The 20271-nt window shown below is 68.7% G+C and carries 17 protein-coding genes; 6 read left to right on the top strand and 11 right to left on the bottom strand.

All coding sequences use genetic code 11. The features are described 5' to 3' along the window. Nucleotides 1-384 precede the first annotated feature (384 nt). From MUG96_RS18965 to MUG96_RS18950, 4 genes are read left to right on the top strand one after another with little or no spacing between them, the layout of a single operon-like run. A complete protein-coding gene (locus MUG96_RS18965; protein WP_246985343.1) occupies nucleotides 385-996 on the top strand; it encodes a (2Fe-2S)-binding protein in 612 nt (203 codons plus the stop codon). Continuing rightward, a complete protein-coding gene (locus tag MUG96_RS18960; RefSeq protein WP_246985341.1) occupies nucleotides 993-3437 on the top strand; it encodes a xanthine dehydrogenase family protein molybdopterin-binding subunit in 2445 nt (814 codons plus the stop codon). Before MUG96_RS18965 ends, MUG96_RS18960 begins: the two co-directional genes overlap by 4 nt. Then, entirely contained in the window at nucleotides 3430-5124 is a 1695-nt protein-coding gene (locus MUG96_RS18955) for an adenine deaminase C-terminal domain-containing protein (RefSeq protein ID WP_246985340.1), read from the top strand. Before MUG96_RS18960 ends, MUG96_RS18955 begins: the two co-directional genes overlap by 8 nt. Nucleotides 5125-5160: 36 nt before the next feature. Further along, nucleotides 5161-5574, top strand: a complete 414-nt coding sequence (locus tag MUG96_RS18950) for a cupin domain-containing protein (protein ID WP_246985339.1) — start codon at nucleotides 5161-5163, stop codon at nucleotides 5572-5574. A 9-nt stretch (nucleotides 5575-5583) separates the two neighbouring features. Here MUG96_RS18950 and MUG96_RS18945 read toward each other — a convergent pair whose 3' ends face one another. The 9 genes from MUG96_RS18945 to MUG96_RS18905 all read right to left on the bottom strand — a co-directional run bounded on the left by MUG96_RS18945 (nucleotide 5584) and on the right by MUG96_RS18905 (nucleotide 15019). Further along, the gene (locus MUG96_RS18945) at nucleotides 5584-6888 is read right to left on the bottom strand and encodes a 5'-deoxyadenosine deaminase (RefSeq protein ID WP_246985338.1); all 1305 of its coding nucleotides are present in this window, start codon (nucleotides 6886-6888) and stop codon (nucleotides 5584-5586) included. Nucleotides 6889-6891: 3 nt separating this feature from the next. Beyond that, the gene (locus tag MUG96_RS18940; protein ID WP_246985337.1) at nucleotides 6892-7395 is read right to left on the bottom strand and encodes a hypothetical protein; all 504 of its coding nucleotides are present in this window, start codon (nucleotides 7393-7395) and stop codon (nucleotides 6892-6894) included. Beyond that, nucleotides 7392-7934, bottom strand: a complete 543-nt coding sequence (locus MUG96_RS18935) for an aromatic-ring-hydroxylating dioxygenase subunit beta (protein ID WP_246985336.1) — start codon at nucleotides 7932-7934, stop codon at nucleotides 7392-7394. Before MUG96_RS18935 ends, MUG96_RS18940 begins: the two co-directional genes overlap by 4 nt. Next, nucleotides 7931-9379 carry an aromatic ring-hydroxylating oxygenase subunit alpha gene (locus MUG96_RS18930; RefSeq protein ID WP_246985335.1) on the bottom strand — a complete coding sequence of 483 codons (1449 nt, stop codon included), beginning with the start codon at nucleotides 9377-9379 and terminating at the stop codon, nucleotides 7931-7933. Before MUG96_RS18930 ends, MUG96_RS18935 begins: the two co-directional genes overlap by 4 nt. A gap of 186 nt (nucleotides 9380-9565) precedes the next feature. Further along, the gene (locus MUG96_RS18925) at nucleotides 9566-9949 is read right to left on the bottom strand and encodes a RidA family protein (protein WP_246985334.1); all 384 of its coding nucleotides are present in this window, start codon (nucleotides 9947-9949) and stop codon (nucleotides 9566-9568) included. 54 nt (nucleotides 9950-10003) lie between these two features. Next, the gene (locus MUG96_RS18920) at nucleotides 10004-11080 is read right to left on the bottom strand and encodes a BMP family ABC transporter substrate-binding protein (RefSeq protein ID WP_246985333.1); all 1077 of its coding nucleotides are present in this window, start codon (nucleotides 11078-11080) and stop codon (nucleotides 10004-10006) included. Between the two features lie 194 nt (nucleotides 11081-11274). Next, nucleotides 11275-12267: an ABC transporter permease gene (locus MUG96_RS18915; RefSeq protein WP_246985332.1), complete on the bottom strand. Its 993-nt coding sequence runs from the start codon at nucleotides 12265-12267 to the stop codon at nucleotides 11275-11277. Beyond that, nucleotides 12267-13370 carry an ABC transporter permease gene (locus MUG96_RS18910; protein WP_246985331.1) on the bottom strand — a complete coding sequence of 368 codons (1104 nt, stop codon included), beginning with the start codon at nucleotides 13368-13370 and terminating at the stop codon, nucleotides 12267-12269. Before MUG96_RS18910 ends, MUG96_RS18915 begins: the two co-directional genes overlap by 1 nt. After that, nucleotides 13370-15019, bottom strand: coding sequence for an ABC transporter ATP-binding protein (locus tag MUG96_RS18905; RefSeq protein WP_246985330.1), 1650 nt, complete (start codon nucleotides 15017-15019; stop codon nucleotides 13370-13372). The genes MUG96_RS18910 and MUG96_RS18905 overlap by 1 nt, the downstream gene beginning before the upstream one ends. A 326-nt stretch (nucleotides 15020-15345) precedes the next feature. On the opposite strand from MUG96_RS18905, the gene MUG96_RS18900 reads away from it, so the two are divergent. Continuing rightward, a complete protein-coding gene (locus MUG96_RS18900; protein ID WP_246985329.1) occupies nucleotides 15346-16932 on the top strand; it encodes an amidohydrolase family protein in 1587 nt (528 codons plus the stop codon). A 39-nt stretch (nucleotides 16933-16971) separates the two neighbouring features. On the opposite strand, the gene MUG96_RS18895 is transcribed toward MUG96_RS18900, so the two are convergent. Next, a complete protein-coding gene (locus MUG96_RS18895; RefSeq protein WP_246985327.1) occupies nucleotides 16972-18306 on the bottom strand; it encodes a 5'-deoxyadenosine deaminase in 1335 nt (444 codons plus the stop codon). Between the two features lie 211 nt (nucleotides 18307-18517). Here MUG96_RS18895 and MUG96_RS18890 point away from each other — a divergent pair, with 211 nt between their 5' ends. Next, nucleotides 18518-18712: a 30S ribosomal protein S17e gene (locus MUG96_RS18890; protein WP_246985325.1), complete on the top strand. Its 195-nt coding sequence runs from the start codon at nucleotides 18518-18520 to the stop codon at nucleotides 18710-18712. Here the strand turns inward: MUG96_RS18890 and MUG96_RS18885 are convergent, their stop codons facing one another. Then, on the bottom strand, nucleotides 18713-20086 hold the full coding sequence (locus tag MUG96_RS18885; RefSeq protein ID WP_246985323.1) for a dihydroorotase: 1374 nt from the start codon (nucleotides 20084-20086) through the stop codon (nucleotides 18713-18715). It abuts the gene before it with no gap. Between the last annotated feature and the right edge of the window lie 185 nt (nucleotides 20087-20271).

Raw genomic sequence — 20271 nt, 5'->3', positions numbered from 1 at the left:
CCACGGGTCGCTGGGTCGACTCGGAGTGATCGTTCCGGGGAGAAACTTCCGAGTCTCGCATGGATACCCGCTAACGGTACCGAATCGTCAAGCTTCGTGGGGGACACGCCGCCGGACATAATCCGAGCGAGGGAAACCTTGAAAGCCCTACTGGACCCACTTTGCTCCCATGCGAGGTATCGGTAGCCCCGACGCCGAGGGGCCAGTGTCGACCGTCCGCCCGGACGGGGACCGACTCGGTTCGCCCCGGTCGCACCCCGGCCGGGTCGCGTCGGCACGGCACCGCTCCGGTCGAACGGGACCGGTCGACGGGCCGACGCGCGGGCCGGACGCGGTCCGCCCGCACGCTCGGACGACTTCGCGAGCCGAACAACGGAGATAGGTATGGAAATCGATCTCACGCTCAACGACGACGACGTAACGTTCGAGGCCGCACGCTCCGACACGCTGCTCGACGTCCTCCGGGACAACGGGTACACCGGCGCGAAACGCGGCTGTGACACCGGCGACTGTGGCTTCTGCACCGTGATCGTCGACGGCGAGCCGGTCAAGTCCTGCATTCACCCCGTCGCGAAGATCGACGGCGACGACGTCGAGACCATCGAGAACCTCGGCACGCAGGACGCCCTCGACCCGGTGCAGTCGGCGTTCGTCGACAACGCCGCGCTCCAGTGTGGTTTCTGCATTCCGGGGATGATCATGCGCTCGAAGGTCCTGCTGGAGGAGAACCCCGACCCCGACGAGGCCGAAATCCGCGATGCGCTCTCGGAGAACCTCTGTCGATGCACCGGCTACGAGAAGATCATCGACGCCGTCCAGGACGCCTCGAACCGGATGGCGGCCGACCCGGACGTGGCGGCCGACGGGGGCCCCGCGAGCGAAGCGAGGGGGGCCTCGTCGGACGTTCGGTCCGACGGGGGACGCCGCCCCGACGACCCCGACGAGACGGCCGCCTGTTCCGGCTGTGGCTGCGATCGCGGAGGTGACGTGGAATGAGCCGGACCGACGAGCCCGACCCGGACGAGGAGCCCGCCGAGCCGTCGGAGGCCGAACGAAAGAACCCGGTCGAGTGGGACGAGGCGCCCAACAACCGGAAGGCGCCGGACGACCGCCGGACGGTCTCCCACCGCGAGGAGAAAGACGACGCCCGGAAGATCGTCACCGGGGAGGCCAAGTACGCGGCCGACTACGCCCGCGAGTTCCCGGACCTCGCGGAGGCGGAGATCGTCCGCTCGGACATCGCCCACGGCCGCGTCGAGGAGATCGACACCAGCGCGGCCGAGGCGATGGACGGCGTCTACGCCGTTCTCACGCCCGACTCGCCCGAGGTGCCCGACGAGCCCTACACGTCCGCCGGCCAGCCCCACCCCGAACCGTCGCCCTGGGACCTGAAAGTCCTCCGGCGGAAGGTGCGGTTCGTCGGTGACCCGATCGCCGCCGTCGCCGCCAAGGACAAGGACACCGCGAGCAGGGCCGCGCGCAAACTCGACATCACCTACGAGGAGTACGAGCCGGTCCTCGACACCGCCGAGGCGATGGAACCGGACGCACCGCAAATCCACGACCCCGACGAGGTCGAGAACGTCCAGCCGGGCGCGGACTACGAGCGCAACATCGAGGCCCACGGCGAGGGCGAGATCGGCGACGTGGACGCCGCCTTCGCCGAGGCCGAAACGCGCGACGACCTGACCGTCATCGAGACGGAGTGGGAGACGCCCTACCAGTCCCACTGCGTCCCCGAACCGCACACGACCATCGCCCACCGCGACGAGGACAACCGGTATCACCTCATCTCCAGCACGCAGGTGCCCTATCACACGCGCCGCCAGCTGGCCCTCCTCTTCGACGTGCCGATCCGCGACATCCGGGTGTCGAAGCCACGCATCGGCGCCGGCTTCGGGTCGAAACAGGGGATGGCGATCGAACCGATCACGGTCGCGCTGTCGGAGGCCGCCGACCGGCCCGTGATGGTCGAGACGACGCGCCGCGAGCAGTTCCACGCCGTCCGGAACCGCCGGCCAGCCCGCGTCCAGCTCCGGAGCGTCGTCACCGACGACGGCGACCTCGAAGCCCTCGACATGGAGGCGGTGACGAACTCCGGCGCCTACGGGCCACACGGCATGACCGTCGCCAGCGCCGTCGGCAAGAAGCCCCTGCCGCTGTACACCCACACCCCGAACATCCGCTTCGAGTTCACCGCGGTCCACACGAACCTGCCCATCGCGGGCGCGATCCGGGGCTACGGCGCGCCGCAGGGCCACCTCGCCGTCGAGGGCCACATGGACGAGATCGCACGCGAACTCGACATGGACCCCATCGAACTCCGGTCGCGGAACCTCGTCTCCGAGGGCGATCTCGACGTGGCCTCGGGCATCCTCAAGGACTACGACTACGGCCGGCGCATCCGCTCCTGTGGCCTCGACGAGTGCATCGCCGAGGGCCGCGCCGAGATCGGCTGGGACGACGTCGAACAGCCCGCGGAGGACCACCTGCACCGGGCCTGCGGGATGGCGCTCACCGTCCAGGGCAGCGGCGTCCCCGGCGACGAACTCGGGGCGGCCCACATCAAGATGAACGAGGACGGCTCGTTCATCCTCCAGACCGGCGCGGTCGACATCGGCCCCGGCGCCGACACCGTGATGGCACAGGTCGCCGCCGAGGTACTCGGCGTGCCCCCGGAGGACGTGCTCGTCCAGCCCTCCGACACCGACATCTCGCCGTTCGACCACGGGGCCTACGCCTCCTCGACGACCTACATTACCGGACAGGCGGTGAAGAAAGCCGCCGAGGACGCCCGCGAGATGCTGTTCGAGTTCGCGTCCCGGATGCTCGACGAGCCCGAATCGAACTTCACCATCGAGGACGAGGGCGTCGTCTCCGAGGCGACGGGCGAATCAGTCACGCTGGAGGAGATCGGCTACGAGTCCATGTACGGCGACGAGGTGCGCGCCCACGTGATGGGCGAGGCGAGCCACTGCACCGAGGAGTCGCCGCCGCCCTTCGGCGCGCAGTTCGTCGACGTGACGGTGAACGAGGAGACCGGCGAGTTCGAGGTTCACGACATGGTGTACGTCGTCGACTGCGGCGTCGCGCTCAACCCCGACCTCGTGGAGGGCCAGATCGAGGGAGCGGTCCACATGAGCTGGGAGCTGGCGACCGGCGACGGCATCACCTTCGACGAGGAGGGCCAGCCGGAGGTGCTGAGCTTCCGGGACTACGACATGCCCACCACGGCGGACCAGCCGCCCATCACCTCGAAGATCGTCGAGACCCACGAGCCGACCGGCCCGTTCGGGGCGAAGTCGGTCGCCGAGATTCCCGTCAACGGGATTCCGCCGGCGCTGAGCAACGCCGTCCGTCGCGCCGTCGGCGTCCGCATCACCGACATGCCTATTACCCCCGAGAAGGTCAGAGACGCGCTCGACGAGAATGCCTGAGCCGGTCGACCTCCTCGTTCGAGGGACGCTGGTCGACGTCAACACCGCCCGTCTCGAAGACCGGGCCATCGCCGTCGACGACGGCGAGATCGTCGCCCTGGAGGAGCGCCCGGCGGAGCGCGAACTCGACGCCGAGTACGTCACGCCGGGGCTGATCGACGCCCACACGCACGTCGAGGCGGCGATGGTCACTATCCCGCAGTACGGCGACGCGGTCGTCCCCCACGGCGTGACGAGCGTCGTCCACGACCCCCACGAGATCGCGAACGTCACCGGCGCCGAGGGCGTGCGGAACTTCGACGCCGACGCCGCCGAGACGCCGCTGAAAGCCCGGATGACCGTCCCCTCCTCGGTGCCTGCCTCGCCGCTCCAGGACGCCGGCGCCACCGTCGACGCCGACGCGGTCGCGGCCCTGCTCGATGCCGAGCGCGCCATCGCTCTCGGCGAGGTGATGGACCTCCCGGCCGTCCTCGACGGCGACGCGGGGATGCACGCGAAGATCCGGGCGGCACGCGAGCGCGACCTCACCGTCGACGGGCACGTCCCCGGCATCACCGGCTCGGACCTGCAGGAACTCGCCCGCTATCTCGATACGGACCACGAGAGCGTCACGCGCGCGGAGGCACGGGCCAAGGCCGACGCCGGCTTCCACGTCCATCTCCGCGAGGGATCGACGAGCAAGAACCTCGATGCCCTCGTGGGTATCGTCGACGAGGTCGACACGCGGCGGCTCTCGCTGTGTACGGACGACCGGAGCGTGGTCGACATCCTCGACCGCGGCGGCATCAACGAGGCCGTGGTGAAAGCCATCGACCTCGGCGTCGACCCCGTCGAGGCGGTCCAGATGGCGACCATCAACACCGCCGAGGCCTACGACCTTCCCTTCGGCCGCGTCGAACCCGGCGCACCCGCCGACATGGTCCTGCTCGACGACCTCGAATCGTGGGACGTGGCCCACGTCGTCGTCGACGGCGTCGTCGACCCGACCGACGGAACCGAGCCGCCCGTCGGCTCGGCGGTCGCGACCGACACCGTGACCTTCGACCCGGTCGACCCCGCCGACCTCGCAATTTCCCACGACGGCCCCGGGCCCGTCGACGTCCGGGTCGAGTCCGCAGTGGGGAGTTTCCGCACCGAGTCGATGACCGCCGAGGTCCCCGTCGAGACCGACGATCCGGCGGCGGAGACCGACGCTGCCGGTGTCCTGACCGCGAACCGCGAGGCCGACGTCCTCCCGATGGCCGTCATCGAGCGCCACGGCGGCCCCGGCACCATCGGCTGTGGCTTCGTCCACAACCTCGGGCTGGACCGGGGTGCCATCGGGACGACCATCGCCCACGACGCGCACAACTGCGTCGTCGCCGGCGTCACCCACGACGCGATGGCCGCCGTCGCGAACGAACTCCGCGAGGTCGGCGGCGGCCTCGCCGTCTCCGACCCCGCCGCTGACACTCTCACGACCCTTCCGCTCCCGGTCGCCGGGATGCTCTCGGAGGCGCCCGCCGCGGAGACCGCGCGGCGGTTCGAGGCCGTCCGCGACGCGGCCGACGACATCGGACTCACGGTCCCCGGTGGCGTGCTCGAACTCTCCTACCTCGCGCTCGAAGTGATCCCCGAGGTCCGGCTGACGAACAACGGCCTCGTCGACGTCACGGCCGGCGAGTACGTCGACGTGGTCGTCGAGTGAGGCAAGGCCTATCCTCCCGGCCCGCCCAGCAGTGGCATGGACACCGTTCGATTCGCCGACCTCGACCTCGACGCCGTCGGACAGCCCGACGACCCCGACGCGGAGTGGCTCGCCGGCTTCCCGTTCTCCCCCGACCGCCCCGGCGAGACGGCGGGGACGAGCGAGGACGCCACCGTCGTCTACAACGAACTCGCCCCCGGCAACCGCATCGGGAGACACACCGACGAAGTCGACGAACTCCTCGTCGTCCTCACGGGCACCGTCGAAGCCAGCGTCGGCGACGAGACCGCGACCGTCGGCGCGGGGACGCTCACCGTCGTTCCGGCGGAGACGCCACACAGCGTCGAAAACGTCGGCGAGGGGACCGCGCGGCTTCTCGGCGTCTTCCCGACGGCCCCGGTCGACTCCGCGTGGGAGACCGAGCCGGAACCCGTGGACGACGCGCAGTGAGGACCGACTTCACTCGCCCCACTCGCGGCCCTCGAAGGCCTCGCGGGCGCGGCGGTACACGTCGGCCTCGTCGACGCTGACGACGGACCCCTCCTCGACGAGCACCTCGCCGTCGACCATGGTGAACTGCACGTCCTCGCCGTTGGCGGCGTAGACGAGATACGAGTACGGGTCGTGGAATGGCACGCCGCGGCTGGTGTCGGTCGTGATGCCGACCACGTCGGCTTTCCAGCCCTCGCGGAGTGCGCCCACCTGCTCGAAGCCCGCCGCTTTCGCGCCGTTGCGCGTCGCCATCCCGAAGACCGTCTCGGCGGGGAGCGTGCGGGGGTCCCGGTGGTCGACCTTCTGGAGGAGCGTCGCCTGGCGCATCTCCGCGACCGGGTCGAGCGTGTTGTTCGCCGGCGCGCCGTCGTTTCCCAGGGTGACGTTGATGCCCCGATCGAGGTAGTCGACGATGGGCGCGATGCCCGCGCCCACCTTCATGTTCGAGGACGGACAGTAGGTGACGTGCGTGCCAGTCTCCGCGAGGAGTTCGCGCTCGTTATCGCTGGTCAGGATGACGTGGGCCAGCACCACGTCCTCGCCGGTGCAGCCGACCTCGTGGAGCCACTCGATGTCGCCCATCCCGCGCTCCTCGGTCACGTCCTCGACGACCGACTCGTGCTCCGCGGCGTGGGTGTGGATGCGCACCCCGTCGTAGTCGTCGGCGATCTCGCGAGCACCCCGGAGACAGGCCTCCGAGCAGGTCGGCGTGAACCGCGGCGTCACGGCGTAGCGGAGCCGGTCGTCGGCCGAGCGGTGGTGTTCCTCGATCAACTCTCTCGTCTCCGCCAGCCCAGCCTCCGTCGACTCCTGGAGTCCGTCGGGCGAGTTCCGGTCCATCAGCACCTTCCCGAGGACGCCCCGGATCCCGGTCCGCTCGGCGGCCGCGAAGGCGCGGTCGGCGTGGTCGACCGTCAGGTGGTCGACACAGCAGGTCGTGCCGTGGGCGAGCAGTTCGACGTAACTGAGCGTCGCGGCGAGTTCGAGTTCGTCGGCGGTCAACTCGGCCTCGATGGGGAGGATGTGGTCTTCCAGCCACTCGAAGAGGTCCGTGTCGTCGGCGAGGCCGCGGCCCGGACTCTGGACGGAGTGGACGTGCGTCTGGACGAACCCCGGGCTGACGACGTCGAACTCGCGGCGTCCGTGGTCGGGGTACCGGTCACGCAGTTCGGCCGCGGGACCGACCGCGGCGATCTCGTCGCCCTCGACCGCGACCGCGCCGTCCTCGATGACGGTCTCGTGATCGACGACGACGGTACCCAGGAGCAACATCGTTTAGAGCGGCCCTTCGAGTGCCGTGTCCTCCGGCCCGAACGGCGTCTCGAACCAGACCGAGAAGACGTAGGTGTCCTCGACGGCCGCGAGCGCGGACAGCGCCTGCACGCCGAGCGTGAGCGCCGTCCCCCGGTTGGGCGTCGTCATCTCCAGCCCCGGCCCGTTCGGCGTCTGTACGTCCCGGACGAGGACGTGGGAGTACTCGCTGGAGATGGAGATCTCCTCGCCGGCCGATTCGATCTCTGCGTCCTCGCCGGCGGCCGCCGCGACCGGGTCGGTCGCGAACGCCCACCCGCCGAGCAGGTCGTCGATGGCTTCGAGGTCGCGCTGCCAGGAGAGGGCTTCGAGCAGGAGCGCGTCGAGTTTGATGCCGTGTTCGCCGGTGTCGATCCCCAGCCGCTCGCCCTTCGAGACGAGCTTCCGGACAGTCACGGTCCCGTCGTCGGCCGTGAGCCGGCGTTCCGCGGTCGTCCGCGTCGCGCCGGCGGTGTACTGGTCGCTCATAGCAGCGGGAGGGTGAGGTTCTTGGTGTTCAGGATGGAGTGGTCGAGGTAGACCGTCCGGTCGCCGATAGTGAAGTCGGCGTCCCCGCCGTCGGCCGGCCGCAGAACGGTCCGGCGCTGTGCGGAGATGAGGTCGTGGTCGGCCGTGTCGCCGTAACTCCGGAACACGTGCTGATTGTTGGCGACGGTGAGTTCCTCCTCGCCGGCCTCGCGGACCTGGACGTTGCCGATGACGTGTCGAACCCGTGACCGCGGGTTCTCGGACCAGGCGTACTCCTTCTCCAGCCGCCCGACCCGCTCGCGGATCATCTCGTAGTCCTCCCGGAGGTAGTTGCTCTCGTCGCTGAACTCCGGGCGCTCGGAGCCGGGGTCGCGTGCCGTCCGGACCGGGACTGTCAGCGTGATGTCCTCGTCGAGGAGGTCGAGCCACTCCTCCAGGGCGAAGGTGTCGAGCAGGTCGGCCTCGCGGTAGAGGAACTGCTCGACCCGGTGCTGGGTCTCGACGTCGACGGCCGCCGCCGACTCGGGCGTGGCTCTCACGTCTCCCCCTCCGGTCCGCCGCCCGTCCCGCAGTCAGCCCCGCAGTCCACCTCTCCCGCCGCCCTGCCGGCCGTCCCGCCGTCCGTCGCCGGTGTCTCCTCGCGCATCATCTCGTACCACGACCGCAGGATGGTCCGGGAGTTGCGCTCGTCGAAGTACAGCCCCTTGCTCGTCACCTCGGCGGGGCCGTGGATCGGGTCGTCCATCGTCTCCACCTCGTCGCTCATCGCGCCCATCCCCTGCTGCATGTTCCCGCGGGTGTCCCGGAGCTCGTGAGTGACCGCGCCGCTCGAGTCGGAGATGCCCTCCCAGATGGTGAGGTCGTCGGACTCGAAGGCACCGCCGGGGCTCAGGCTCTCCCAGCCGCGGTGGGAGTCCTCCAGGAACGACTCGTCGCCGGCGAGTTCCTTCGGGACGAGCCACCAACTCGTCGTCTCGGTCGTGCCCGGGCCGCGCGGGTTCCACTTCCGGATGCAGGCCCACGGGCCGCCCCAGCCGCCCGACTGGATGCCGTGGATGATCGACATATTCGGGAAGACGGTCCCGAAATGAAAGACCGAGCGGCTGAACAGGTCCCGCTGCTCGTCGCTGAGGTCGGGGTTCAGGTACTCCTCGATCTCCTCGGGGTAGCCCATGAACGTCCCCTCGTCCTCCGAGAGGTAGTAGCCTATCGAGTGGCGGTCCGTGCAGGCGAGATACGACGCCCCGGGGAAGTCGTCGAGTTCCTCCCACGGCCCCCGCGAGAGGTTCTCCGTCTCGAGACCGGCCTGGTGGGTCGTGAGGACGTGGTAGGAGTCCCCGGAGAAGTTGTCGGCGGAGGTCTTCCAGTCGTGGTCGGACTCCCAGCGGTGGGGTTCGCCCACGACGGTCATGCCCTCGGCAGTCGTCCCGAACAGCAGGTCGAGGTACCACGCGAAGTCGCCGAGATACTCCCGCAGGGACGGCCCCTCGTCGGCGATGCGCCCGAAGACGAGGCCCTGGTGGGTGTCGAGGTGTGCCTCCTCCAGGCTGATCTCTTCCTCGTCGAGGTCCTGGTACGCTTCGGCCATGTGGGGCATTCCCTGGAGCGAGCCGTCGTTCTTGTACGTCCAGCCGTGGTACGGACAGCGGAAGTGGGAGGTGTTGCCGCTCTCGGCGGTACAGAACTGCGCGCCGCGGTGCATACAACTGTCGAGGAAGGCGTGTAGCTCGCCGTTCTCGTCGCGGGTGACGATGAACGGGTCTTCGCCGATGTAGCGCCGGGCGTAGTCGCCGGGCTCCGCGAACTCGGAGACGTGGCCCAGGTACACCCACGCACGACCGAAAACCCGCCGTAGTTCCAGTTCGTACAGGTCGCGGTTGTTCGTGATCGCGAGCGGATACTGCCCTTCGTCGAGCGCCGCCCCCGTTTGCTCGATGAGTTCACTCGGGCCGCCGTCGTCGGTGCCCGTTTCCGGTCGGCTCATTGATGCCGATAGCTATCCGTGCACACGCCTAATAGTTTGTGCGGCCACCGTTTCCCGTCGAACCGCCGTGGCTGGCCGGGGCCCCGATCCGCGTGTGTCGGTGGCTCGCTGCCAGCCGCACGCACGTGTGCCACACCGACACACGATGTGGCCGTGTCACCGGCTGGGGCGTCCCGTCCCGGGAGTTCAGTCCTCGGCTGCTGCGACGGCCTCGATCTCGATGGCGGCGTCGTCGGCGATGCGCCGGACTTCCAGTGCCGTCCGCGCCGGCGGGTCGCCGTCGAAAAACGTGCGGTACACCTCGTTCATGCCGTCGAACTGGTCGATGTCGGTCATGTAGACCGTCGTCTTGCACACGTCGTCCATCGTCAGCCCTTCCTCGGCGAGGATGCGCTCGATGTTCGACAGCGACTGCTCGGTCTGGACGCCGATGGGTTCGTCGGCGAGGACCTCGCCCTCGGGCGTGACCGGGATCTGCCCGGCGGTAAAGAGCAGGCCGCCGCCGACCGCGCCGTGGCTGTAGGGGCCGAGCGTCTCCGCGTTCTCCGTCGAATCGATGGTTCGTTTCACACCCGTTGCTCGGGCGCGATGCTGTTAAAAATAGGCGGCCGTCCGTCCGCGAGCCTACGAACTCGGGACTTCGCCGTTGATCCCCTCGACGTAGCTCCCCATCTCGCCGAAGAGGAACTCGTCGGATTCGCCCGCGAACTGCGTGTCCTGCCAGACCGTGCGGTCGCCGTTGACCAGTTCTTCCTCGTAGCTCTCGACCTCGCTGATGACGTCGTCGGGGACCTGTGGCCCCCAGTCGCCGAGGCCGACGACGCCGGCGTCGAGGCCCTCCCAGTAGGCGTCGGACTCCCACTCGTCGTTGTTGATGGCCTGGAGCGTGGGGGCGTAGAACTCCTCCCAGTTGAAGACCGCCGAGTTGCCGTACCAGTCGCCGCCGGCTTCGGCCATCGACGTGGTGTAGGTGAAGGCCCACGCCTCGTTCTCGGCGGCGGTCTGGGTGGCTGCCGTCGTCGTCTGGTGGTTGTTGATCACGTCGGCCCCGTTGTTGGTGAGGGCGTTGACGGCCTGTGTGACCGCCGGCGGGTCGACCCAGGCGTTGGTCCAGCGCACGTCGGCGGTCACGTCGGGGTTGACCGTCCGGGCGCCCTGTACGAACGCGTTGATCTGTCGCACGAGTTCGGGGATCGGGAACGCCGCGACGTACCCGATCTGGTTCGACTCCGTCAACAGTCCGGCGGCGACGCCACACAGGTACCGTGCCTGGTAGAGCCGGCCGTAGTACCGGCCCATGTTCTCGCGTGTCTTGAACCCGGAGCAGTGCTCGAACACCGTATCGGAGTAATCAGGCGCGAGGCTGTGTATCGGGTCCATGTACCCGAACGTCGTCCCGAAGATGGCGTCCATCCCGCTGGAGATGTACTGTTCGATCACCTGCTGGACGTCCCCGGGCGCGACCGCCTCGGAGAACTCCGTCTCCAGCCAGTCGAACTCCTCGGTGACCGCCTGCCGTGCGTCCTCGTGGGCGCGGTCCCAGCCGACGTCGCCGACCTCCGCCTGGTAGATGAAGGCAGCGTTGACGGTGTCCCCGCCCGATCCGCCGCCGCCGCCCGAACAGCCTGCCAGTCCGAGGAGCCCTGCTGCCCCCGCTCCCGTTTTCAATGCGTCCCGTCGCGTTATCGTTCTCCTGCTCATTGTGTAGTTTCCGTTTTCTTTTTTGACGACTTAGTCTACGTCCGTCTACAACGATCTCGGTTTCTCTATTACATGCCCACGTTACCACACACGATTATAAATATACCCGATGGGTCCGTACTTGCGACGCCGGTGCCGGGCTCCACGTGTCGTGTGCGGGCCGTGTGTGTGTGGCCGGCAACCGGGCTGGTCGGTCAGTCCGTCTCGCGGCTGTAGGACTGGACCAGCGCGGACGGCTGTGCCAGGTCGCGGTTCTCGGCCCGGATGACGGTGATGACGAGCACCAGAAGCGTCGCCAGGTAGGGGTAGGTCGACATGATCGTCGGGTTCATCACGAAGTTGATGACGGGGTTGAGCGTGCCCGCGAGCGGCGTCCCGGCGGCGAGGCTGAAATCGAGCGCCTGCGAGTAGAGTTGCAGGGCGTTGAACAGGCCAAAGAGGTACGCGCCGAGCAGGATGCGCTCGGGGCGCCACCGCGCGAAGATGACGAGCGCGACCGCGATCCACCCGCGCCCGGCGGTCATGTTCGCCGACCAGATCTGGTTGAACGCCAGCGAGAGGTGCGCGCCGGCCGCGCCGGCCATCGCCCCGCCGATGATGACCGCGAGATAGCGCATCTTGAACACGTCGACGCCCATCGTGTCGGCCGTCTCGGGGTCCTCCCCGACGGAGACGAGTTCGAGGCCGATGTTCGTCCGGAAGAGAAAGAGCCAGACGACCGGCACGAGCACGAGCGCGATGTAATCGGTCACCGTGCTCTGGAAGACCGCGGGCCCGACGATCGGGATTTCGACGAGGAACTCCCCGATCAGGGGGAGCGTCCGCTCGGGGAACCCCGAGATGGAGTTGCCCGAGTATGAGTTCCCGAAGTAGGTCGTCAGCCCGGTCCCCAAGAGCGTGAGCATGATGCCGCTGACCGCCTGGTCGGAGTTGAGGGAGATACAGAGGAAGGCGTGGATGAGCGACATCAGCCCGCCCGCGATGACGGCGACGCCGAGGCCGAGCCAGGGGCTCCCGGTGACGACGGTCGTGACGAACCCGCTCAGTGCCCCGACGAGCATGATTCCTTCGACCCCGAGGTTGAGGACGCCCGCCCGCTCGCTGATGAGTTCGCCGAGGCCGGCGAGGATGAGGACGGTACTCGCGTTGACCGTCGCGTTCGCGAGGCCCGCGAGGAGTCCCGCCATCAGACCTCACCCTCCGGGCGCGTGCTCGGCGGTTCCGGGTCCGGCCGCTCGATGGACACGCTGACCGAGTACCGTTTGAAGAACTCCGCGGTGATCAGAAACAGGATGATGAGCGCCTGGATGATGTCGACGATGGCCGAGGGGACGCTCAACAGCGTCTGTATCGAGGAGCCGCCGACGAAGAGTACGGCGAAAAACAGCGCCGCGAGCATCACCTGGGGAGCGCCATTGCGCCCGAGCAGGGCGATGGGAATCGCGGTGAAGCCGTACCCCGGCGCGAAGAAGGCCCGCAGGCGGGTCTGGACGCCGGAAATCTCGCTGATGCCCGCAAGTCCCGCGAAGAACCCCCCGGTCATCAGCACGAACAGGTAGATCTTGTACTTGCTCATGCCCGCCTGCTCGGCGGCGTCGTCGTTCGCGCCGATGAAGTTGATCTCGAACCCGAGTCGCGTGTGGTTCACGAGCACGTACGTCAGCGCGACGAAGAGGATCGCGAGGAGGATGCCCGACGGGAAGCCCAGACCGGGGATCGTCGGGAGTTGGGCCGCGAGCGGGAGCTGTGCCGTCTGTGGGAAGTTCGCGCCGGGCGCCTGCATCGGTCCCCGGACGACGTAGTTTTTCAGGTCGGCGGCGACGAACGTGAACAGCAGGGTGGTGATGATCTCGTTGATGCCCCACTTCGCGCGGAGCCACGCGGGGATGGCAACCCAGAGCGCGCCGGCGATCCCGGCCCCGACGAGCATCAGTGGCAGTCGCGCGAAGATGGGCAGCGAGACGTTCAGGCCGATCCAGGTGCCGGCGATGGCACCCATGAACAGCTGCCCCTCCGCGCCGATGTTCCAGAGGTTGGCCTTCAGCGGGAGGTAGACGGCGAGGCCAGCGAAGATCAGCGGGACGGCCTTCGCGATGGTCCGGTTGAGGCCGATCTCCGTCGAGACCGTCTGGACGAACATAATTTGGTAGGCTTCGAGCGGGCTCACGCCGAGCGCGAGCAGGGCCAGCCCGCTCACGACCAGCGCCGCGAGGATCGTAAACACCGGCGTCCCGTACGCCAGCCACCACGGCACTTCGGTGCGTGCCTCCAGGTCGACGTCTACCTGCATCAGGAGTCACTCCGGCCACCGTCGACGGCGACCGTCGATGGCTGTTGGCTGCCTTCGCCGCCGTTCATCTCCAGTCCGATCCGGCGCCGGTCGGCCCCCTCCGGCGTCGTCTCGTAGACGAACTCCCCCTCGTAGATGACGAGGATGCGGTCGCTGAGGTCGACGATCTCGTCCAGGTTCTCCGAGAACAGCAGGATGCCGGTCCCCTCGTCGCGCTGTTCGACCAGCCGCTCCCGGATGAACTCGATTGCTCCCACGTCGACGCCCCGTGTCGGCTGGTTGGCGATGAGCAGGTCGGGATCGCGGTCGATCTCCCGCGCGAGGATGAGCTTCTGGAGGTTCCCGCCGGAGAGTTCGCCGGCCTGGGCCTCGGCCACGTCGGTGACGCCCCGCACGTCGAACTCCTCGACCAGCGACTCGGCGTAGTCCGCCGACGCCTCGTAATCCAGCCGGAAGCCCTCGCCGAACTCCTCGCCCGTGTAGCCTTTCATGACGGCGTTGTGCATGACCGACAGCGACTCGGCACAGCCGTGCTGGTGGCGGTCCTCGGGGACGAACGAGACGCCGTTGTCGATGAACGCCCGCGGCGGGCGCCCGGTCATGTCCTCGCCGCGAATACGAATCGTCCCGTCGGTGAGTTCCCGGAGGCCTACCAGCGACTCGGCGAGTTCGAGCTGGCCGTTCCCGCTCACGCCGGCGATGCCGACGATTTCGCCCTCGTGGATGGTGAGGTCGATCCCCGACAGGGCCTCGATGTTCCGGTCGTTGTTCGCACGCAGGCCCGTCGCTTCGAGGACGGGATTGCCGGCCGCTACCTCGTCTTTCTCGATCCGGAAGAGCACGTCCCGGCCGACCATCATCCGGGCCAGGTCGTCGCGGGTCACGTCGGCGGTCTCGACGGTCCCGACGTTTTCCCCGTCCCGGAGGACGGTCACGCGGTCGGTGATGGTCTGGATCTCCTCCAGCTTGTGCGTGATGATGATGATCGAGAGCCCGCGCTCGCTGAGCCGCCGGAGGGTGTCGAAGAGCCGCTCGGCCTCGGTCGGGCTGAGCACCGCCGTCGGCTCGTCGAGGATCAGGAGGTCGACGTCGCGGTAGAGCGCCTTGAGAATCTCGACGCGCTGGCGCTCCCCGACGTCGAGTTGCCAGACGGGCGCCGTCACGTCGATGTCGAAGCCGTAGTCGTCGGCGAGGGTCTGAATCTCCGCTTCCGGACGTTCGAGGCCGAGCGTGAACCGCGCCGCCAGTCCCTTCGCGATGCGGTTCGAGACGAGCGGAGAGAGGAGGCCGCTGTCGGGTTCGTCGTCGCGGAACGCCCGGGCGGGCTCGCGCATACCGAGGATGATGTTCTTCGCGACCGAGAGGCGCGGAATGAGCTTGAAATGCTGGTGGACCATCCCGATCCCGGCGTCGATGGCGTCCTGTGGCGACCCCATCTCGACGCGCTCGCCGTCGATCCAGATGTCGCCGCTGTCAGCGGAGTAGAGGCCGTACAGGATCTTCATCAGGGTGCTCTTTCCGGCCCCGTTCTCGCCGAGGAGGCCGTGTATCTCCCCCTCGCGTATCGACATCGAGACATCGTCGTTGGCGACGACTCCGGGGAACTCCTTCCGGATACCGTCGAGCCGGACGAACGCATCCTCGCTCATGGTCTGTGATTGTGCGATACAGTCGCGCCTCCAATATATAAAATCCCCTTCCTTCGCCGTTCTGTCGCACATATCTGTACGTTTGACGCGGGACGCTACCGGATGTTCAAGTCTCAACCCACTCCCTGTGGATACGTACGGGCTAACGCGCCGGTTCCTGCCAGACAGGGACAATCGACGCCCACACGCCGGCGCGACACACCGTGTGTGGCCGTGTGCCGGGGCGTGTGGCACGGGCGGCGTCGCCGGCCTCGCGGGCGGGACTGTCGACGAGGCGTCGCGGCGCGTCCCGGGCATGGGTGGGGCGTGGTTTTATGGCCGCGAGGATGCCAGCTACGGGAAATGGGCTCGAAACCACGCTCGCTCGGCGGTACCGATGGGGCCGGACCGCGTGCGGGTACGGCGACCGATGGGCAGCACGGAGTGGGCAGGCGGCGACCGGCGACCGCCACGTCGTGGCGCGCCCGGTCAGCGACACCGCGTCACGCGGGGGGACGATGACGGACCTGCTCGTCAGGAACGGACGTGTCGTCACACAGGACCCGGACCGCCGCGTAATCGCGGACGGTGCCGTCGCGGTCGCGGACGGCGAGATCCTCGCGGTCGGGCCGACCGACGACGTCACCGCCGACCACGACGCAGACCGCGTCCTCGACGCCGACGGCGGGGCCGTGATCCCCGGCCTCGTCAATCCGCACACGCACGTCTCGGACATCCTCCTCCGGGGGTCGTTCGCCGAGGACCGCGACCTGCTGGACTGGCTCTACAACGTCAAGCGGCCCGGCGCGCTCGCGATGGAGCCGGCGGAACACGAACTCGCGGCGACGCTGTACTGCATCGAGGCGATCCAGTCGGGCGTGACCACGTTCGTCGAGAACGACACCGAGGTCCTCTGGGACGACTGGGCGGAGATCGAGGCGAAACTCGACGTCTACGAGCGTTCGGGGGTCCGGAACGTCTACGGCGCGGGGATCGTCGACCGCGGCGCCGACGACGAGTTCCAGCGACTCATCCGGGACATCCAGGCCCGCGAGGACGGCGTCGACCACCCGCCGCTCGGCACGTTCGTCGAGGAGACCGACGACGTGCTGGCGGAGGTCGACTCGCTGATCGAGACCTACCACGGCACCGCGGAGGGCCGGCAGTCGATCTGGCCCGCGCCGGTCGTCGTCGAGACCACGACCAACGAGGGGTTCCGCCGGGCGTACGAACTCGCCGAGAAACACGACGTGATGACGACCGCCCACGTCGCCGAGGCCGAGGCACAGGAAAGCCGGGACATCTCCAGTATCGAGTACCTCCGCAACGTCGACTACCTCGGCGAGCGGGCGCTGCTGGGCCACTGCGTCCAGATCGACCAGGGGGACGTGCGCCTGCTCGCGGAGACCGGCACCGCGGTCGCGCACAACTACCGGGCGAACATGCGCCTCGCCGCGGGCTACGCGCCGGTCGTGGGGATGCTCGACACGGGCGTCACCGTCGGCCTCGGCACGGACAACTCCATCCTGAGCGACACGGTCAACCCCCTCGGCGACGCCCGCGCGATGGCCGGCGGTCACAGGGGCCACCACCGCGACCCGAGCGTCGTGCCCACCCAGCGGGCCTTCGACATGATCACCGTCGAGGCCGCGGGTGCCATCGGCCGCGGCGACGACCTCGGCTCGCTCGAAGCCGGCAAGGAAGCCGACCTCGCCATCGTCGACATGGATCACCCGCACCTGACGCCGAGTCCGGACCCGGTGTTCTCCCTCGTCCACAACGCACAGGGGTTCGAGGTCGACACGGTCGTCTGTGCCGGCGAAATCGTCATGCAGGACCGCGAGATCGAGTCGTTCGACGTAGACGTCGACGACGTGCTCGACCGGGCCAGCGAGACGGCGGCAGAAATCGTCGAGCGGACGGGCTACGAGTAGGTCGGACCGGACGACGGGGCAGGGTCGGCGCCGAATCGGTCAGGGTTTCTCCGCCTGCGCCGCCCGTCGCTCGTCGTCGAGGTCCATCCCGAGGCCGACCTCCGAGGCGCGCCGGCGGATGTCGTCGGCGTCGGCGACGGTCACCTCGCCGTCTTCCATGAGCACCTCGCCGTCGACCATGGTGAACTGCACGTCCTCGCCGTGGGCCGAATAGACGAGGTGGGAGAACACGTCGTGCAGCGGGACCGCGCGGGTCAGGTCCGTATCGAGGCCGACGATGTCCGCGCGCCAGCCCTCGCGGAGTTCGCCGAGGTCGTCGAAGCCGGCCGCCGTCGCGCCGTTGCGGGTCGCCATCTCGAAGATCGTCCGCGCCGGGGTAGCGGTCGGGTCCAGCCCCTCGACCTTCCCGAGGAGGCTCGCCTGCCGCATCTCGGTGAGGGGGTCGAGCGTGTTGTTACAGGGGGCGCCGTCGTTGCCCAGGGCGACGTTGATGCCGCGGTCGAGGTAGTCCTCGACCGGGGCGACGCCGCTGGCGAGTTTCATGTTCGAGGACGGGCAGTGGGTGACGTGCGTCCCGGTCTCGGCGAGCACCTCGCGCTCGCTCTCGTCGGTCCAGACGCAGTGTGCCAGGACCACGTCCTCGCCGGTGAGTCCCACCTCGTCGAGCCAGTGGATGTTCCGGAGGCCGGTGTCGTCCTCGACCGTCTCGATCTCGCCCCGGTTCTCGCTGGCGTGGGTGTGGATGCGAACGTCGTCGTAGGCGTCGGCGAGGTCGCGGGCGCCGCGGAGACAGGCCTCGGTACAGGAGACGGCGAACCGCGGGGTCACGGCGTAGCGGATGCGGTCGTCGAAGGCGCCGTGGTAGTCTTCGATGAGGCGTTCGGACTCGGCCAGTGCCTCGTCGGTGTCCTCGCGGAGCGGTTCGGGCGAGCGCTGGTCCATGAGCACTTTGCCGAGGACGCCGCGGATGCCCATCTCGCCGGCGGCCTCGAAGGCGCGGTCGGCGTGGGCGACCGAGAGGTGGTCGATACAGGTCGTCGTCCCGCTCTCGATCAGTTCGAGGTAGCCGAGTTTGGCGGCGACTTCCATCTCCTCGGCCGAGAGCGACGCCTCCATCGGGAGGACGTAGTCGAACAGCCAGTCGAGCAGTTCGGTGTCGTCGGCGATGCCCCGCCCGAGACTCTGGACGGAGTGGATGTGGCCCCCGACGAACCCGGGGAGCAGGACGTCGTAGGAGTGGACTTCCTCGTCCCTGGTGCCGTCGACGAGGTCCGCACGCTCCCCGACGGCCGCGATTCGCGACCCGTCGACGGCGACGGCGCCGTCCTCGATCACGGTCGTCGAATCCACGACGACCGTTCCTGTGAGTAGCATACCCCTCCCACGTCGGCGCTGGACCGACCAAAAGCTTCCCCTCGCACGGCCACACGGCAGTCGAAGCGTGGGCCGCGGAACCGTGTCCCGTCGGCACTGCCGTCCCACGTGTCGTGTGTGCCGTGTGCCACGGGATGGACACGACCGGACCTGGTCGTGCCCGGTCGATGGACACGAAAGAACTAATCGGGGCGCTCCGCAATCGCCGAGTGTGACGCTGGACTCCGAAGAGATCATCAGTATCGGCGACACGCTCGTCCAGCGGCATCCCGACCGGTTCACCGACGACTTCGAGGAGAACCGCCACCGCGTCGCGAACCTGACAGACGTGGAGTCGCGTCGCGTCCGCAACCGCATCGCGGGCTACGTCACCCGGCAGATGCGCGAGGAGTCCACGGCGCCGTAATCACCCCCAGTCGGGGACGTCGCGGTCGAGGAACCGTCCGTGGCCCGGGTCGGCGACGATTTCGCCATCGTCGGCGACGAGCTCGCCGCGCACGAACGTCCGCTCGACGCGCCCGGTCACCTCTCGGCCCTCGTAGACCGAGTAGTCCGCGTTCGAGAGATTGTCTTCTGCCGTGATGGTGTACGTTTCCTCTGGGTCGAACACGACGAGGTCGGCGTCTGCGCCCGGTTCGATCCGTCCCTTCCGTGGCAGGCCGAACGTGTCGGCGGGGTTCCGGCACGCGAACCGCACCAGGTCGGGATAGGAGAACCCCCGCCGATTGACGGCCTCGTCGTGGAAGACCGGGAGGCTCGTCTGGAGGCTGTTGATGCCGAAGGCGCTGTCCCACCAGGGGCCCCCTTCCTTCCGGTCGAGCGGGAGGGGGACGTGGTCGGTCGAGACGACCGAGAGCGCGCCGTCCCGGAGGGAGTCGAACAGCGCGTCGCTGTCCGCGGGCGTCCGGAGCGGCGGGGCCATGATCGAGCGGTTCCCCAGGCGCTCGTACGTGGACTCGTCGAGGACGGTGTAGTGGGTGCAGGTCTCCGCCCTGACGTTCGCGCCGTCGGTCTGGACCGCCGCGAGCGCGTCGGCGGCCGCTTCCGAGGTGGTGTGGACGGCGTAGTACTTCGCGTCGGCGGCGACGGCGAGTCGGGCGACCGAGCCGGCGGCCATCGCCTCGGCGTAGTCCGGCCGCGACCGCGGATACGCCGCGGGCGCGTCGCCGTCCGGTTCCGCCCGGACCGCCTCCCCACGGTGCTCGCACACCGAGTAGTCCTCCGTGTGGACCATCCCGACGGCGCCGAGGTCGGCGAGTTCCCGGAACACCTCGCCGATGAACCCGTTCGAGAGGCGGATGTCGTCGGTCGTGAACATCTTGAACGAGGTCACGCCGTCGTCGACGAGGGCGGCGAGTTCGTCGAGTACCGCCTCGCTCTCCTCGGTGATGACGGGGTGGACGCCGCAGTCGATCAGCGGCTCGGTCCCGGTCTCGTGGCGCTCGACGGCCTCGGCCAGCGTGCCCTCTGCGCCCCACTCGCCGTCGTCCCAGCGTTGCCACGCGAACGTCAGGAGGGTGGTGACACCGCCGGCCGCCGCCGCTGCCGTCCCGGTCTCGTAGGAGTCGACCGAGTTGTAGCCGTAGAGGTGCGTGTGCGGGTCGACGACTCCCGGGAGGACGAGGTTGCCGTCGGCGTCGACCCGCTCGTCGGCGTCGGGCAGGGCCGCCTCGCTGCCGACCCCGACGATGGTGCCGTCGTCGATCCCGACTGCCGCGTCGTACGTTCCGTCCGCCGTCACGACGGTCCCGCCGGCCAGCACCGTGTCGATTTGACCCATCGGTTATCGCTCCCCGCGTGGCGGCCGAGCGCCCGCCGCGTCCGCGAGGGGCTGGCGGTCGCGCGTGTCGGCATCCGTGTGTGTTCGTTCCATGCTCCCTGCTGTCGCGTCGCCCCTACAAATAACCTCGAACCGGACACACGCGGTGTGGGGACACCGCCCCCGGTGGTGTCCGGCGATGTCCG

The sequence above is a fragment of the Halorientalis marina genome (assembly GCF_023028345.1).
GTDB classification, from domain to species: Archaea; Halobacteriota; Halobacteria; order Halobacteriales; family Haloarculaceae; genus Halorientalis; species Halorientalis marina.
Note: the sequence above shows the minus strand (reverse complement) of the source record. Positions and strands in the feature narration are given on the sequence as shown.

Excerpts from the sequence above, each read along its gene's own strand:
- MUG96_RS18965 (WP_246985343.1), top strand. The coding sequence starts at position 385 with ATGGAAATCGATCTCACGCTCAACGACGACGACGTAACGTTCGAGGCC.
- MUG96_RS18960 (WP_246985341.1), top strand. The coding sequence starts at position 993 with ATGAGCCGGACCGACGAGCCCGACCCGGACGAGGAGCCCGCCGAGCCG.
- MUG96_RS18955 (WP_246985340.1), top strand. The coding sequence starts at position 3,430 with ATGCCTGAGCCGGTCGACCTCCTCGTTCGAGGGACGCTGGTCGACGTC.
- MUG96_RS18950 (WP_246985339.1), top strand. The coding sequence starts at position 5,161 with ATGGACACCGTTCGATTCGCCGACCTCGACCTCGACGCCGTCGGACAG.
- MUG96_RS18945 (WP_246985338.1), bottom strand. The coding sequence starts at position 6,888 with ATGTTGCTCCTGGGTACCGTCGTCGTCGATCACGAGACCGTCATCGAG.
- MUG96_RS18940 (WP_246985337.1), bottom strand. The coding sequence starts at position 7,395 with ATGAGCGACCAGTACACCGCCGGCGCGACGCGGACGACCGCGGAACGC.
- MUG96_RS18930 (WP_246985335.1), bottom strand. The coding sequence starts at position 9,379 with ATGAGCCGACCGGAAACGGGCACCGACGACGGCGGCCCGAGTGAACTC.
- MUG96_RS18920 (WP_246985333.1), bottom strand. The coding sequence starts at position 11,080 with ATGAGCAGGAGAACGATAACGCGACGGGACGCATTGAAAACGGGAGCG.
- MUG96_RS18915 (WP_246985332.1), bottom strand. The coding sequence starts at position 12,267 with ATGGCGGGACTCCTCGCGGGCCTCGCGAACGCGACGGTCAACGCGAGT.
- MUG96_RS18910 (WP_246985331.1), bottom strand. The coding sequence starts at position 13,370 with ATGCAGGTAGACGTCGACCTGGAGGCACGCACCGAAGTGCCGTGGTGG.
- MUG96_RS18905 (WP_246985330.1), bottom strand. The coding sequence starts at position 15,019 with ATGAGCGAGGATGCGTTCGTCCGGCTCGACGGTATCCGGAAGGAGTTC.
- MUG96_RS18900 (WP_246985329.1), top strand. The coding sequence starts at position 15,346 with ATGCCAGCTACGGGAAATGGGCTCGAAACCACGCTCGCTCGGCGGTAC.
- MUG96_RS18895 (WP_246985327.1), bottom strand. The coding sequence starts at position 18,306 with ATGCTACTCACAGGAACGGTCGTCGTGGATTCGACGACCGTGATCGAG.
- MUG96_RS18885 (WP_246985323.1), bottom strand. The coding sequence starts at position 20,086 with ATGGGTCAAATCGACACGGTGCTGGCCGGCGGGACCGTCGTGACGGCG.